Genomic DNA, 15,483 nt, shown 5'->3' with positions numbered 1-15,483 from the left:
CTTTTCCTGCGGTTATAGAAATGTTCACCAAGCACCCCATTACTTCCTGTATAGATAATGAAATATTTTCGATTTAAATAGCAAAAGTGCCGGAACTCATCCGGCACTTTTGCTATTTAAACTTCACTTTGTAAGCATTCATTTTCTGCAGTAGTCCCGGCCTGCCATTAGGAACAACAATTTCCCGCATAATCTCATCATACGAAAGTCCTAATGCCTCCCCTGCCGTTACTTCGTCCAGTGCTAAAGGACTGATTTTTTCAGCATTATTAGCTACCGCTAACCCGAGCAGCGCTCCTAAAAACGGTACGCCAATCCAAGGTAAATAGGGTATGCCGCCACCGGCAATGATAAAGATAGCAGTCAGCAGCACCGCACCAATTGCCATGCCATAAAGGCACTCCGGCGCGGCAAATACAGCCCGGAACTCTTGTACTCTTCGCCGCCAGCCCTTCTCCGGCTTACCCGTGCTGCGGCCTTGGCGGCGAAGCATCGTCATCACCGCCGTATGATCAAGCACTAAAAATAACACTGTAGCAATTAAGGCAACCATTGCCGCTAAAATAGCTTTTACCTGCATTAGGATTATCATCACCTGCGCACGCGGATCTTGCTGAATAGTTCCCAGCTGTGCAGTATAGATTGACAGATTCTCATGTCCCGCCTCACGATAAATAACAGGTGCTATAAAATCGACAGTGATATTGCTGCTTGTCATAATCTGAATCCGTTGACTGGGAATTACCTGTCCGCCGATAATTTGATCAAATAACTGCTCGGAGCGGCTGATTTCGTCATCCCGCATATTGGGCACAGCTGCCGCCAGGTATTGCAATTGTGCGGCCACCAGCGGAGTATTAAACTGCTGCACCTCAGTAAGACGTCCGCTTAACGTCGTTAAATTCTGGCGAGCACCCGTTACATCAAAAGCCCGTACTTTAGCTAACGTACTATTTCCTTCCGTTACAATTGTGCCAATCGCCGTCTGCGCATTGCGAGCGTTGGCCGCAACCCTGTCAAGCGAGACAAGTGCCGACTGCAGGCTGTCCAAGGTCTGGCCGGTTGTATTTAATTCCGCAATTGATCCGGCTACCTGCGGATTAACCAATTGCAGGACTTGCAGCGTTGAAGCCAAAGCGCTGAGCGCACGAGATGAATTCCCTAATTGCGTCTGCAGTCCTTCTGTACTCAAGCCGGCCATGGCACCGGTAGCGGCCTGAATCGTGCTGCCTGCAGCCTGGAGGCTTGTCAAGGTTTGTTCAATTGCCCCAACACCATTATTGTAATTATTCAGTGTGTTGATGCCGATTCCAGCCATATTCTGCGTATCCACAGCCAGGCCGGGAATTTGCCCTACCAGCTTCGACGTCTCGGTCAGCGCATTTGCCAATTGCTGCCGCGGATTCCGGTAGGTTGCAGTAAACGCCTCCTCTCCAATGCGATTATCCTTAAGCTTACGTCCTGCAGTGTTGCTTAATTGAGCAGCTGTTCCCTGTGTAATCGTTCCCTCAGCACTGCCATTGATCCCGACGCTTTTTACCTGCACCAATATATTGCCTGCATCCGTCACTGCGCCGGTAATGAGCGGCACTGCAGCCGTCCCCTGAAAGGCAATGATGTCACCGGGAGCAGGCTGATCAGTACTTTGCGGTGTAAGAGTAATCTGCGTGGCGTAAGAAGTCAGAAAACGCTTTAACTCGATCATCGTGCTGACGATATAGACCATTTCATTATTCTTGGAGTCAACAGAAACATTTTCTGCCACCGTAACAGCCTTCTCCTCACGGATGGCTGCGGCAATCCGGTCCCCTAATCGGATGACGTTTTCCGGTTCACTGCCCACAGGGAATGTAATTTCAATAATTTGCCGCTCATTAATCAGCTTTTGAATCTCTTGATTAACAAAAGCCGATTTATCAATTGCCGACAGGATAACGGTTACCGAGCCGCCATCACGAAAGGCAAATAAAACACCGTCGATTTGCATAATGCGGTCTACCAGCATACTTTTGGCACCATCCGGAACGCCCTTGATCGTCACACGGGGCTCGGTCATGATACTGATGCCTGACTTGCCTGGAACACTGCTGAATGTATTATCCAGCTGCTCATAAGTCTCCTTTGTTTTATATTCACCAGGCAGCCCTACGAAAAAGCTTGTCAGCCCGGTTATTGTAGGCCCGGTCTGCAGTTTCGCACCCGGAAAAGCTTGCTGAATAATTTTTTCTATTTCCGCACTGCCTTCTTCCCTTTTTTCTTCGCGTACATTAACAATGACATCAAATTCACCATATTCACCTACGATGGTAGTTAACGTCTTACCAAAGAAAGAATCTGCAGCTACTGAAATTAGACCGGCCACCAAAGAGGCCATCAATATACTGACGATCAGCTGCAAAACAATATCGCGATTAAATGTATTGCGCCAGAAAGTACGACTCACTACTCTCTTGACTGCAGAAAATGATTTACCCATTTATTCACCTCTTTTCCAGAGCTTAGCAGACGCAAGGGAACCGCCCAGGCAATATACAAAAGCCAGGACGGTTCCTCTTCGTTTCACACTTGCTTCTTTACCTAATCCTCTTGTACCGCCGGCCCCTTTTTCTTCCGCAAGCTGAATTTGCCGTTCTTCACATCATCAAGCAGCGTATACACTACCGGAACGACAATTAATGTCAGAACCGTCGATGTAATCAAGCCGCCGATAATCGCGTGAGCCATCGGGGCGCGGGCTTCAGCTCCCGGTCCAATACCAAGTGCCAAAGGCATCATTCCGGCTATCATGGCCAGCGTAGTCATGATGATTGGCCGCATACGGGTTACAGCCGCTTCCACTAAGGCCTGGTTGCGCTCTACACCGTCTGCCCGCCGCTGTTTGGCAAAGTCAATCAGCAATATAGCATTCTTGGTTACCAAGCCCATTAACATAATGATCCCAATCAAGGATATGATGCTAAGTGTACTATGCATGACCAAGAGACCGATAATAGCTCCGATAATTGCCATTGGCAATGCCAGCATAATGGCAAACGGATCAAGATAACTTTCAAACTGAGAAGCTAAAACAAAGAAGATAAACAATACAGCTAACGCCAATGCCATCATCATGCTGGTTACAGCCTCATTCATAGACTTGGACTGACCGGCAGCCACAAAGCTATAACCTTCCGGCATGGTAAAGCCTTTCATCTTTTTGTCATATTCTTTGTTAAAATCACCAAGTGTTATACCATTTAAATTTGCCGAGATGGTAATTTGCGGCTGATTGTCATAGCGCTTGATCTGAGCGGGGCTTGTCGCGTATACCGTATCCGTTACCTGCGACAGCCCAACCATAGCTGCTTGCCCGCCTTGACCGCGATTGCTGCTGGACAGGTAAATGTTGTTAATACTGGATAAGCTGCTGCGGGTTGCCGGATCAAGCAATACTTTCACATCATACGCATCATCGCCTTCTTTATAGGAAGACACCACTTTACCATTGAACATCGTCTGCAGTGTATCGGCAACGGATGCAGCTGAAATGCCCAGATCTGAGGCCTGATCCCGTTTTACAACCACCTGCACGTCGGGATTGCCCGCTTCGTAACTGGAAGACACATCTACTACACCTGGTATAGCCTTAACGATCAGCTTAACCTGATCTGCTACATCAGCCAGTGTTTCCATCTCTGGTCCCTGAATAATAAGCGATACAGGTTTACCGCTGGACATACCTGATTTCTTGGATACACTGATGTCCACTCCCGGAATATCACTCAATTGCTCACGAAGATCTTCAATAATTTGCACATCACTGATCTTGCGCTCACTTTTTGGAGTTATTTCCGTCAATATATCAATACTCGTCGCATTCGTTATGCTATAGGTCATTTTGACCTCAGGATTGTTGTGAATGATAGCCGACATTTCATCGGCAATCTCACTTACTGTTTGCACGCTCATACCGGGATCCACCGTTGCCGCAACGGTAATCTCGCCGGTGTCGGCATCAGGGATAAATGTCGAGCCGAGGAAAGGCACCAGCGCCAGACTGCCGACAAACATAGCCACAGCAACAAGCATTACTGTACGGCGGTGACCTAAGACCTTTGTTAGAAATTTACCGTATTTCGCTGTCCAAGTATCAAATTTATTGTTCCACTTTATCCACAAACGTCCCAGTTTGCTTGTACCTTTTATTTCGGAATGATCCAAATAGTAGGCTGACAGCATGGGCGTTAAGGTAAAGGCAACAAATAATGATACTAAGACACTGACCGCAACGGTAATACCGAACTCTTTGAAGAACTGGCCAATGATGCCGTTCATCATACCCACCGGCAGGAACACGGCAACCAGCGTAAGCGTCGTTGCCATAACGGCCAGGCCGATTTCATTTGTTCCCTCAAGAGCAGCATCAAATTTATTTTTCCCCATTTCCAAGTGACGCACAATGTTCTCGATTACAACGATCGCATCGTCAATCAGCAATCCGACTGCCAGCGATAACGCCAAAAGAGACATTGTATTGAGCGTAAAGCCTAATATCTTCATCGCCAGGAAAGAGGCAATTACGGAAACCGGGATCGCAATCCCGCTAATAATGGTACTGCGCCAATTGCCCAAAAACAGGAATACGATGGCAACCGCCAGTACTGCACCGACAATCAGGTTAAATTGTACATCTTCCAGTGATTCATGAATTGTTTTTGAGTTATCGCGGACAATTGCCAATTCAATACCGGCAGGAAGTTCCTTTTTAATGGAGTCTAAGTGGGCCTTAACATTATCCACAACTTGCACCGTGTTACTGCCTGACTGTTTCATGATGTCGATACCAAGCGCAGGTTTGTTATTGAGTTTGGTAATTGCGGTAACATCTTCTGTGGTATCTTCTACAGTCGCTATATTTTTCACATAAAGCTGGACACCGTTACGCTGTCCCACAGGAACGTTAAGGAACTGCTCTGCTGACGTCATATTTCCTACTGCCCTAAGGCTTGTTTCCCGTCTGCCGTCAGTTACTTTACCGCCGGGAGCGTCCACATTCTCATTGCGCAGGCTGTTTAGTACTTCCGGCACGGTAAGCTGGTAGGATGACATTTTATCACTATCCAGCAGAATGCGGATTTCTCTGTCCACACCGCCTTTTACCTCAGCAGATGCCACGCCATTGGCCGTCTTTATGCGTTTCGTTACAATATCTTCGGCAATAACGGTTAATTCACGCTGGCTGACGTTGCCGGTAAGTGCCAGCGACATAATTGGTGTATCCGAAGGATCAAACCGGGAAATAATTGGCGCTTTTACATCTTGCGGCAAAGACGCCTGTATCGCACTGACTTTATCGCGCACACTTTGTGCCGCCGTATCCGAATTTGTCTCCATCGTAAACTGAATTACCGTTGTTGAAGAGCCCTCGCTAATTGTTGAAGTGATATGCTCAACACCGGCCACCGTATTTACCGCTTCCTCGACCTCTTGTGTTACCTTTGACTCTACCTGTTCCGGGGAAGCACCGGGATAGAGAACAGTTACGGCAACGACTGGCATTTCAACATTGGGATATTCATCCACATTTAACGTCATGTAGCTGAACAAGCCCAAAACTACCAGCGCCATTATAAGCATTGTGGCAAATACCGGCCGCTTAATGCTGATCTCAGTAAGTTTCATGGCTTTTATCCCCTATTCTATTGCGCTACTCTCACAGTATCGCCGTCATTAATTCTATTGACACTGCTTACAATCACCTGTTCTCCAGGCTGCACTCCAGCCATAACAGTTATGGTGCTGCCATTCACTTCACCGATTTCAATTTGACGGCGTACCGCCACACCGTTATCGACTGTAAATACATAGTATAGACCTTGCTTTTGAACAACAGCGGACTGCGGAACAGTCAATACTTTTACCGTTTCCCCGGTTTCCAGCTGAACTTTCGCAAACATGCCCGCTTTCAGCTCACCGCCGCTATTATCCAGCTTAATCTTTGTTCTAAAGGTCCGGCTTGCAGAGCCTGCTTCCGGATTCATAACCTCTACCGTTCCAGCAAAAACTTTCCCCGGATAGGCATCTACAGTAACATTGGCCTTCTGACCGGTTTTCACACGTCCCAAATCCTTTTGTTCCACATTAATGACCGCATATACCTGATCGATATCCTGTACGGCCATCAGCGCTGCTCCCGGTGAGACTACCTGTCCTACTGTTGCTGTTTTATTGGCAATGACACCATCAACAGGTGCAGTAATTACCCCATAGCCGTATTGCTCATTAGCACTGCTCTGGCTGGACTGGGCACTGGATAAATCAGCCTCAGCGGTTTTCAACTTGGCCTTGGCATTATCCAACTGCTGCTCCGAGACAGCACCTTTGTCAAACAAAGTCTGATAGCGGTTGAAGTCATTCAGCGCAAGCTCATAATTGGCTTGGGCTTTTCTTACTCCGTCCTGCGCCTGCCGCGCCGAATTAGCCAATTCTACCGATTCCAGCCGAACCAGTTCATCACCGGCTTTGACCCGCTGACCTTCTTCAACCATAATCTGTTCAATTCGTCCGGCAAGCTTAGCGCTAATTGTCGCTGATATCCGGCCTTCCAGAGAACCATTCAGTGCAATGCCAGGCACGCTGTCAGCATATTGTGCCTCCGCTATCTTTACACTCAGGCTGGTTACATTGCTGCCGCTTTTGGCCTGCTCCTTGTTGCCGGCGAAAACGCCGCTATGAACTACTGCAATACTGCCAATCAGCAGTACCGCCAGCAGTATCCCATACTTTGATTTAAGCTTTTTCATGCAAGCCAACCTCCATGTACTTTACTACTTTTTTCCATACCTACCAGTCGGTATGTTCAATTCAAAAAAATTTGTTTTAGGCAGCCTATTTTTTTATCGACTGCCAAATGGTATCTGCCAGACGTTTACGCATTGCTTCCGTCTGGAATTGCTCACCTAAGGACTTATACCCCTGAATCATCGATAAAATACTGGCCGCTGAAGCATAACTGTCGCCGCAGTCCTTCACCTGCCCTGCTTGTATTGCCTGTTCAATCTTTTTTGTAAACAGCTCGCAAACGGCAGCATTGATCTGCTCCATTCTTGCCAGAACACCGGGAATTTTTCTTACTATTTCAATACCCGAATGTGCATAATCAATATTGAATTTTTCTTCTGTTCCAAGCAGTGCTGCTACGTAAGTTTCCTGCTCCTGCTTTACCAGCAGGCATTCCAAAATAGCCTGGATACTTTCATTTTTGGTTAACAGACTCATATACTTTTCTTCAAAGCGATCCAGGAAGAAGTAAATCGCAACATTAAGCAGTTCCTCTTTACTGGAGAAATAATGATAGATTCCGCCTTTGGTAATCCCGACTTCTTTAGCAACATCCATCAGGGAAACCGCGGCATAACCCTTCATTAAAAACAACCGCAAGGAGGCAATGATAATATTTTCCTTGGTCATGGTATCATCCACTTTCCACAAACTGCCGCCCGGATACCTACCGGTCGGTATGTTTAATTATCACCGATACAGGTGGGAATGTCAAGTTATATTATTGTTGCAGGGCGGCTCCTGCAGGTTAATATCGGCAGGTGTGTAGCATAATAGTAACGCTATTGTAAGTACGGATTCGAGGAGGTTTAGCGATGGATAAAAAGCAGCGCAATTTTTCTACCTGGTATCTGCTCGGTGCATTACTGCTGGCCTGGCTTTTTAACGACATGATATATAAGCCGTTTATTATCCGGGAAACGGAAGTAAGTTACAACGTATTTCTTAAAGACTTGCAGGAAGGAAAGGTGGATACCGTCGTCCTGTCCGGTGATCGCATCATCTTCTCGCTGAAAGCTGCTGAAAATCAGCCGGAATCGGCTGCTAATACCGTTCTAGTCAATGATCCCGCCTTAATTGACCGGCTCATCGCCTCAGGCGTAACGTTTTCCGCACAGGCCCAGACCAAAGGCCTGGCCGCCTCTTTATTAGGCTGGCTTTTACCGCTGCTGCCGCTGCTGCTGATTTGGTATTTTCTTTTCAAACGAATGGGCGGGGCAGGCAATACGGCCATGTCATTAGGGCAGAGCAAGGCCCGGGAAATTGAAGGAGAAATGATTGGTGTCAAGTTCAAGGATGTCGGCGGAGTGGGCGAAGCAGAAGTAGAACTCAGGGAAATCATTGAATATCTTACCGCACCGCAGAAATTTCTCCATATCGGTGCAAAACTGCCTAAAGGCGTTCTATTGGCAGGTCCTCCCGGCACAGGCAAAACTTTGCTGGCCAAAGCGACTGCCGGTGAGGCGGGAGTACCCTTTTTCTTCCTTACGGGCTCCAGTTTTGTCGAAATGTTTGTCGGTGTTGGTGCCGCCAGAGTTCGTGATCTGTTTCAGCAGGCCCAGAAAAAAGCTCCCTGCATTATTTTTATCGATGAAATTGATGCCATCGGACAAGCCCGTTCCGGTATTGGGCATATCGGGGCAAACAGCGAGCAGGAAAATACCCTCAATCAGCTGCTGGCTGAAATGGACGGCTTCAAAGCAAATTCCGGGGTAGTTATCATGGCTGCCACCAATCGCCCGGAAATTCTTGATCAGGCCTTAATCCGGCCAGGACGCTTTGATCGTCAGATTCAAGTCACGCTTCCCGCTGAGTCCGGCCGGTTGGAAATTCTCACCATCCACACCAAAACCATGCCGCTGCATGCTGATGTTGATCTCAGCCGGATTGCCAAAGTTACGTCCGGCTTCTCCGGAGCTGAACTGGCCAATATTGCCAATGAGGCATCCCTGCTTGCCGTCAGGCGCAATGCGGCCACAATAACCATGGATGATTTTGATTTGGCAATTGAACGGGTTATCGCCGGGCTGCAGCGAAAAACTCCGCTGGCAGGTGAGATTCGGAAAAAAGTTGCTTATCACGAAGTCGGGCATGCCTTAACTGCCTATTATCTCACAGGTACTGATCCGGTGCATAAGGTCAGTATTATTCCCACCGCCAAAGGAGCTTTGGGCTATACACTGCAAATGCCCGAGGAAGACCGGTATCTCATCGGCGAAAATGAATTAAAATCCCGCCTGGCCGTTATGCTAGGCGGGCGTGCTGCTGAACTAATTATATTTAAAGAGGCTTCCACCGGTGCCTCTAATGACCTGGAAAGAGCAACCGAGATGGCCCGCCGCATGGTAACGGAATTTGGCATGTCGGCCAAATTAGGACCCGTCCGCTATGCCGCTTCAGCTGCAACCTATCTGCAAAGCAGTGTAACCAGCCGGAATGATCTAAGTCCCACTACAATTTCCGATATTGACGAGGAAATCCGGCTCCTTTTAAACGATGCTCAAAACAAAGCACATACCCTCTTGACTACCCATCTGGCCGTATTGCACGAAATTGCAGCCGTGCTGCAAACTGAAGAAGTAATTTCCGGCGACCGGATCACCCGGATTGCCCAAACAATGGAGCAGCCAAACGATCAATAATTGCCGCCAAAAAGATCTATGCTTTCCGGCAGGCTTCTATTGACTACGCGGTTAATTTCAACGTTGTCCTGACCGGCGCGCAGGATAATCTCGGCACACGCCTTGGCATCACTTTCGGCTTCATGGTGATTCAGCTCAATATTCAAATGAGCGGCAACCGTTGATAGCTTATGATTTTTTAACCCGGGCCACGCCTTTCTCGCCGCTGCTAATGAATCAATAACATAGAATTCCGGAACATACAGCTGATAATGTGCCAGAGTCGCAGTTAAGACTCCCATATCAAAATCAGCATTATGGGCGGCAATGATTTCATCTGTCACGTAAGGCTTGATCTCAGGCCAAATATCCCCAAAAGTCGGCTGCTCTTTTACCATACCATATGTAATACCATGCAGATAGGAAAACGTAAATATTGGAGTCGGCGGCTTGATCAGCCACGATTTTTGCAAAACAATCTGACCGTTGTTAACAACGGCAATCCCCAGCTGACAGGCACTGTTACTCTGATAGTTAGCGGTCTCAAAGTCTAGAGCCGTAAAAGTTTCTTTCATATTCATCAGCCCCTCTCATAGGCGTAGCTTCAATTGTATAAACCCAATATTCGCTTCCGGGCATGGCAAGACCTTCTATGATAACCGGGCATCTATCATAGAAGGTTTTTATAGCCTCTTTTTGCCTGTACTACTTATACTGCAGCTTAATCTCCCTGACGGCTTGCTCCAATGCCTGCTCTGCGCTCTGATAGCCTCTCCGGGATACTTGCATAGGAGCTCTTTCATTATGATTAGCGCTAATGCTGTAATAGTGCTTGTTGTTGCGATCGGCGACAATCCGTATTTTCAAACGGTGCTTGCCGGTACTCACATCCCACTCGCCGGATGTAAGATAAACCTCTTCAAAACCGTCACCATCAAATAGCTCCCACATATCATCACTCCAAAGGCGGTTTATTCATATTACATAATATGAATAAACTTTTGTCATGGTACCTGCCACAGGAAAGGTTAATGCCAACTTACCGCCGTACTAATTAGTTTTTATTTTAAATTTTCAGTTTTTGTGTTTTAGATCACAGGCTTTTCCGATTGCTTACCCTATAATATATGGGAAAGAATTGCGTAAGCAGGGGGGCTTCTATGAAACTCAAAATGAATCTGCGGCAGGCCAGTCAAACTTATTTTAGTGTTTTTTACTTAATTACAGGATTTCTTTTCTATAAGGCGGTACATTTGCTGCCTACTCTTGGCGTGGCTGCTCTGGAATACCGCTCACCGGCAGTTGAAGCCTTTTTACCCATATCGGCCTTGCTTGCCCTTAAACAGTGGGTGATTCTTGGTGTTTGGGACCGTATTCATCCTGCGGGCTTGGCAATTTTACTGCTGACAATTTGTTCTTCATTATTATTAAAGCGGGGATTCTGCAGTCATCTCTGCCCTGTGGGAACAGCTTCTGAGCTTGTCGGTCAAATAAGGCGGAAAATTCCCTTGCAAATTTCTCCAATCAACCGGGAATTACACTATTTGCTGCTTTTACCCAAGTATTTTATCCTAGGTTTTTTTCTATACGTAATTCTTTTCGGCATGTCTATTGAAGCGGTTGTATCATTTCTACATTCTCCTTACAATACCGTATCGGATGTCAAAATGCTGCACTTTTTTCTAGAGCCGTCTGCCCTAACGCTTCAGGTTATCACCGTGCTGGTGCTGCTCTCGGTGATAGTTCAGAATTTCTGGTGCCGTTATCTTTGTCCTTATGGTGCCTTGCTCAATCTTTTTGCTGTTTTTTCACCGCTTACCATTCGGCGCGATTGCGTCACTTGCTGTTTCTGCCGACAATGCGACAGCGCCTGCCCAAACGGCATCCTCATCTCAAACGCCCATACCGTTACCTCTCCCGAATGTACATTATGTCAAAAATGCCTCGCCGTTTGTCCTGAAGCCCGTACGCTATCGATTCACTTCCGGGTAGGCGGAGTTAGGTTAAACCCCATTCACTATTCGGCTTTGGTAATTTGCTTTTTCATTATCGGTATTAGCCTGGCTAAGCTGGCCGGCTACTGGGAATCGCCCTTGTTAGCTCAGTTCTGGATCAAGTTTGTACCTACGCTCCACTCGCTGGAACACCCATAGCCCAAACGGTCCAAATCCAAGTTAATCTACAACAGGCAACAAAGGCCCAGAAGTATCCGGGCCTTTGTTATATATCAGATATTAAAGTGACGCACTTCTTCTTTCAATCGGTCGGCCTCGGTCAACAGACGGTCTGCTGTTGCTGCAATCATCTCCACTGAAGCACTCTGCTCCTCGGTAGCGGCTGCAACCTGCTGCGTTGCAGCTGCACTGGCTTCGGCAACAGCGGCAATATCGGCAATAACGGTACTTACCTCACCCGCCTGGACCTTTACTTGATGGCATTGTCCTGTCATTAGCGAGAAAGCCTCTACTATTGAAGTTACAGCCTGCTCAATATTATCAAAATACTCTTTTGTATCGCCCACGGCTGTTTCCTGCTGAAGCACCAGCGTACTTGCCTGCTCCATCTCACGTACCGCTTGGCTGGTACCAGACTGCACCTCGGCAATCAATTCGGCAATTTCTTGGCTGGACGTGGCAGCCTGTTCAGCAAGCTTCCGCACTTCGTCCGCCACTACGGCAAATCCTCTGCCCTGTTCACCGGCTCTTGCCGCTTCAATTGCAGCATTTAACGCCAATAAGTTTGTTTGCCGTGCTATGGAGCCGATTGCCTCCGATATTTGACCAATAACTTGTGATTTCTCGGCCAGGAGTTGAATCGCCTGGCCTACATTTCCTGAAGCCGTTTTATTTTGCTGCATAAGCTCAAGCTGGCGGATTACGGCATCAACCCCCTGTCCCAGCGCCTGCTGAACCACTGCCAAGCGGCTCGCAGCACTGTCTACCGTGCTGGCAATTGTCATTGCCGCCGCACTGGTTCCCTGCACCATGGTGGAGCCCTTTTGGATAGAGTAGGATTGATCAGCTGCTCCCCTGGCTAAATCACTTACGGTTACCGCCACCTGTTCGGATACCTGGCCAGCCTCGCGCGATGACGTTCCCAATTCTGCAGCAGCTGAACCTACAGACTGAGCAGAATCTTTGATCTGCCTAATTAAATTGTGTAGATTCTCTCCCATTTGGTTAAATGACCGTGCCAGTTCACTGACTTCGTCCTGTCCTGTAATCGTTGCCTTAACCGTTAAATCGCCAGCAGCAATCTGATTCGCCTTGACGGCAAGCTCCGTCAGCGGCTTGACAAGACGGCGGGCAAAAATCACTGCCGCTAAAGCAACTGCCGCCATTGCAATCAGATCCAAAATGACAAAAGTAAGGCGCAGCGATTGCAGCGGCTGGTAGACCACCATTTCCGGCACAGTAATCGCTAATACCCAGCCAGTAGCCGGCAGCTTGCGGTAGATAAGCAGCGATTCTTTACCGTCGCTCTGATATCTCGCCGAACCGCCTTCCTTGGTGAGCATGTCATTCAAGACATCTTTAAAGCCCTGTATATCGGCAAGCTTCTTCGCGATGTTATTTTCATCAGGATGGGCTAATACGATACCATTTCTATCTATCAAAAAGCCATATCCCTGACCATTCAAGTTAACGCTTTTAACTGCCTCGACAAGCTGTGTCAGGAGAATGTCCTCACCCATAACTCCTATGATTGCTCCTGACTGATCCTTCAGCGGAAGAGCAGCCGATACCACATATTGCTTAGTAGATACATCTATGTAAGGCTCCGTGTAAATCAAATTTCCTTTTGCCATCGCACCAGTATACCAACTGCGTTTGCGCGGATCGAAATCTGCCGGCGGGATAAAACCGGTGCCATCCAAAAAACGTCCGTCGGCAAAGCCTATGTAAATATCGGAGACTGTTTTATCTTCCTCAAAGGCCTTCAAATAACTCGCCGGTAAGGTTGAGCCCGCTACATGCCGGGCTGCAATGTTGCGACTGGTTACCAGCATCTCTGTTTTCGCTGCAAGCCAGCCTTCGAGTTTATACGTATGAGCATTTACTTCGGTTTGCATTTCGCGGTTAATATTTTCTTCCATCAGCTTTTTGGAATAGTTATAGCCTGTGATGGATACCGCAAGCAACGCTAACCCAACAAGCAAAGCGAATGCACTGAGCAGCTTGGTGCGTAATTTCATTTTTCCGCCTACTTTCGACAAAATTCTTTTTTACCGCTTAACATTCTATCATGCCAGCGAAGACCAGGCAATGCTGTTCGGGCCGGTATTCTGTGTATACTTTTTGACATAAGCTGAGAAATTTTTCACTTTGTTGACGTAATTTTATTGATTGCGGTATGATAAACCATGATCTACGGCAAAGAGGGAGGCATTGTTACATGCTGATTGATAAAAAAAGCAATTTTGATAAACAGGATCTGACCTTTGACGAGCTGGACGAAGGATTTTCCACACGCGAAGCTATTTCTGAGGCCAAAAGATGTCTAAACTGCCCCAAACCATTATGCCGTACAGGCTGTCCGATAGAAAACGAAATCCCTGGTTTTATTCAGTCTTTGGCTAAAGGCAATGTAGGGGAGGCAAGCGCTATTATTTCCCGTCGCAGCAATCTGCCAGCCGTCTGCGGACGAGTGTGTCCCCATGAAAAGCAATGCGAAGCTGCCTGTATTCTCAACAAAAAAGGCTGTGGTATCAAAATTGGTAAACTAGAGCGTTTCATTGCTGATTTTGATGCTGAAATGGCTATTAGTACTGTTGCCAAACCCCAAAATGCCATTGGTAAAGTAGCGGTTATTGGTTCCGGGCCGGCAGGCCTCACGGTTGCCGGTGATCTGGCCAAATCCGGCTTTGCAGTTACCGTTTTTGAAGGCCAGGCGGAGCCTGGTGGTGTCCTGATGTATGGAATTCCTGAATTCCGCTTGAACAAGGATGTTGTTCGCCGTGAAATTCGCAGAATCGAACAATATGGCGTCGTTTTTCAAACGGGAGTAGTAATCGGGCCCGATATTACGGTTGACCAGCTTTTTGCCGATGGCTTTGATGCCATATTTATCGGGACAGGCACCGCCCTGCCCCGAACACTTGACCTGCCCGGCAATACTTTACCGGGAGTTATTCAGGCAACCTACTTTTTAGGCATGGTTCAACTGGCCAATAATGGCGGTCTGAATCAGAAGGAAATCCCTGTCCATCCTGGTGACAAAGTAGTAGTTATTGGCGCCGGGAATGTCGCAATGGATGCTGCACGCACAGCCCTTAGAGTCGGTGCCTCGAACGTTACAGTTGTCTACAGACGTACAGAAGCAGACATCACGGCACTCCGCTCGGAATACGATGAAGCCAAACAGGAAGGCGTTAACTTTCAGTGGCTGGCCAGTCCTACCGCATTTGTCGGGAACAAAAAAGTCACCGGCTTAGCATACGAAATACAACAGCTCACGGACAATAATCAATTGCTTGGCACAGGCCAAACAGCCGTACTGCAAGCAGATAAGGTTATTTTAGCAATCGGCCAGCGTCCCGCCGCCCGCATTGTTTCGTCCACTACGGGCATAGAAGTGAGCGCTTCCGGATATGTCATTACGAAAGAACGGCCCTACGGTATGACAACCCGAAAAGGAGTCTTTGCTGGCGGTGATGTGGTTCATGAGCCTGCAACCGTTGTCTTGGCAATGAAAGAAGCGAAAAAAGTAGCGGCAGGTATTGCCCAATATGTGGAGGCCAAGAAACTAATCGAAGAATGTTAACAGAGAACCCCGTCCTGTTCAACGCAGGCGGGGGTTCTCTATTTTTCCAGCTACAATTCTTCTCCAAGTAACAATTGTAGCTGTATTATAAAACCACAATGGTCCTCTTAAAATATACAGAATCATGTTTCCAATAGGTAAAGATTGAGATTACTCCATTGAATCAAAAGACTGACAATAATTTAATAGAACTTAGCAAAAAGAGAAGTGTCAATTGTATTAATTAGTACCAGAAAAACCCTATATAAAAAAGGATGCTATCAGATACTGTCGAATTAGA

At 47.3% G+C, this 15,483-nt stretch carries 10 protein-coding genes; 3 read left to right on the top strand and 7 right to left on the bottom strand.

Annotation, left to right across the window (positions count from 1 at the left end; translation table 11 throughout):
* Positions 1-112 precede the first annotated feature (112 nt).
* The 4 genes from EV210_RS16595 to EV210_RS16580 all read right to left on the bottom strand — a co-directional run bounded on the left by EV210_RS16595 (position 113) and on the right by EV210_RS16580 (position 7,461).
* Positions 113-2,476: a hypothetical protein gene (locus tag EV210_RS16595; protein ID WP_132082482.1), complete on the bottom strand. Its 2,364-nt coding sequence runs from the start codon at positions 2,474-2,476 to the stop codon at positions 113-115.
* 101 nt (positions 2,477-2,577) lie between these two features.
* Positions 2,578-5,661 carry an efflux RND transporter permease subunit gene (locus tag EV210_RS16590; RefSeq protein ID WP_132082481.1) on the bottom strand — a complete coding sequence of 1,028 codons (3,084 nt, stop codon included), beginning with the start codon at positions 5,659-5,661 and terminating at the stop codon, positions 2,578-2,580.
* A 17-nt stretch (positions 5,662-5,678) separates the two neighbouring features.
* Entirely contained in the window at positions 5,679-6,782 is a 1,104-nt protein-coding gene (locus EV210_RS16585; RefSeq protein ID WP_132082480.1) for an efflux RND transporter periplasmic adaptor subunit, read from the bottom strand.
* 85 nt (positions 6,783-6,867) lie between these two features.
* A complete protein-coding gene (locus EV210_RS16580) occupies positions 6,868-7,461 on the bottom strand; it encodes a TetR/AcrR family transcriptional regulator (protein ID WP_243650607.1) in 594 nt (197 codons plus the stop codon).
* 173 nt (positions 7,462-7,634) lie between these two features.
* Here EV210_RS16580 and ftsH point away from each other — a divergent pair, with 173 nt between their 5' ends.
* Entirely contained in the window at positions 7,635-9,461 is a 1,827-nt protein-coding gene (ftsH, locus tag EV210_RS16575; RefSeq protein WP_132082478.1) for an ATP-dependent zinc metalloprotease FtsH, read from the top strand.
* Here ftsH and EV210_RS16570 read toward each other — a convergent pair.
* Positions 9,455-10,015, bottom strand: coding sequence for a 3'-5' exonuclease (locus EV210_RS16570; protein ID WP_132082477.1), 561 nt, complete (start codon positions 10,013-10,015; stop codon positions 9,455-9,457). The two genes, ftsH and EV210_RS16570, sit on opposite strands and share 7 nt — an antisense overlap.
* A 130-nt stretch (positions 10,016-10,145) precedes the next feature.
* Complete coding sequence (locus tag EV210_RS16565; protein ID WP_132082476.1) at positions 10,146-10,391, bottom strand: hypothetical protein; 246 nt, start codon at positions 10,389-10,391, stop codon at positions 10,146-10,148.
* A gap of 209 nt (positions 10,392-10,600) precedes the next feature.
* On the opposite strand from EV210_RS16565, the gene EV210_RS16560 reads away from it, so the two are divergent.
* Positions 10,601-11,593: a 4Fe-4S binding protein gene (locus EV210_RS16560; protein ID WP_165898944.1), complete on the top strand. Its 993-nt coding sequence runs from the start codon at positions 10,601-10,603 to the stop codon at positions 11,591-11,593.
* 74 nt (positions 11,594-11,667) lie between these two features.
* Here the strand turns inward: EV210_RS16560 and EV210_RS16555 are convergent, their stop codons facing one another.
* The gene (locus EV210_RS16555) at positions 11,668-13,635 is read right to left on the bottom strand and encodes a methyl-accepting chemotaxis protein (RefSeq protein ID WP_132082474.1); all 1,968 of its coding nucleotides are present in this window, start codon (positions 13,633-13,635) and stop codon (positions 11,668-11,670) included.
* A 200-nt stretch (positions 13,636-13,835) separates the two neighbouring features.
* Here EV210_RS16555 and EV210_RS16550 point away from each other — a divergent pair, with 200 nt between their 5' ends.
* Positions 13,836-15,203, top strand: coding sequence for an NAD(P)-dependent oxidoreductase (locus EV210_RS16550; RefSeq protein ID WP_132082473.1), 1,368 nt, complete (start codon positions 13,836-13,838; stop codon positions 15,201-15,203).
* Positions 15,204-15,483 lie beyond the last annotated feature (280 nt).

This window comes from Anaerospora hongkongensis, assembly GCF_004339805.1.
Lineage (GTDB): Bacteria > Bacillota > Negativicutes > Sporomusales > DSM-15969 > Anaerospora > Anaerospora hongkongensis.
The sequence above is the reverse complement of the archived record's forward strand: the minus strand, read 5'-3'. Positions and strand labels throughout refer to the sequence as shown.

Bases quoted from the DNA above. Each gene is read 5' to 3' on its own strand.
- EV210_RS16595 (WP_132082482.1), bottom strand. From the start codon at position 2,476: ATGGGTAAATCATTTTCTGCAGTCAAGAGAGTAGTGAGTCGTACTTTC.
- EV210_RS16590 (WP_132082481.1), bottom strand. From the start codon at position 5,661: ATGAAACTTACTGAGATCAGCATTAAGCGGCCGGTATTTGCCACAATG.
- EV210_RS16585 (WP_132082480.1), bottom strand. From the start codon at position 6,782: ATGAAAAAGCTTAAATCAAAGTATGGGATACTGCTGGCGGTACTGCTG.
- ftsH (WP_132082478.1), top strand. From the start codon at position 7,635: ATGGATAAAAAGCAGCGCAATTTTTCTACCTGGTATCTGCTCGGTGCA.
- EV210_RS16570 (WP_132082477.1), bottom strand. From the start codon at position 10,015: ATGAAAGAAACTTTTACGGCTCTAGACTTTGAGACCGCTAACTATCAG.
- EV210_RS16565 (WP_132082476.1), bottom strand. From the start codon at position 10,391: ATGTGGGAGCTATTTGATGGTGACGGTTTTGAAGAGGTTTATCTTACA.
- EV210_RS16560 (WP_165898944.1), top strand. From the start codon at position 10,601: ATGAAACTCAAAATGAATCTGCGGCAGGCCAGTCAAACTTATTTTAGT.
- EV210_RS16555 (WP_132082474.1), bottom strand. From the start codon at position 13,635: ATGAAATTACGCACCAAGCTGCTCAGTGCATTCGCTTTGCTTGTTGGG.
- EV210_RS16550 (WP_132082473.1), top strand. From the start codon at position 13,836: ATGCTGATTGATAAAAAAAGCAATTTTGATAAACAGGATCTGACCTTT.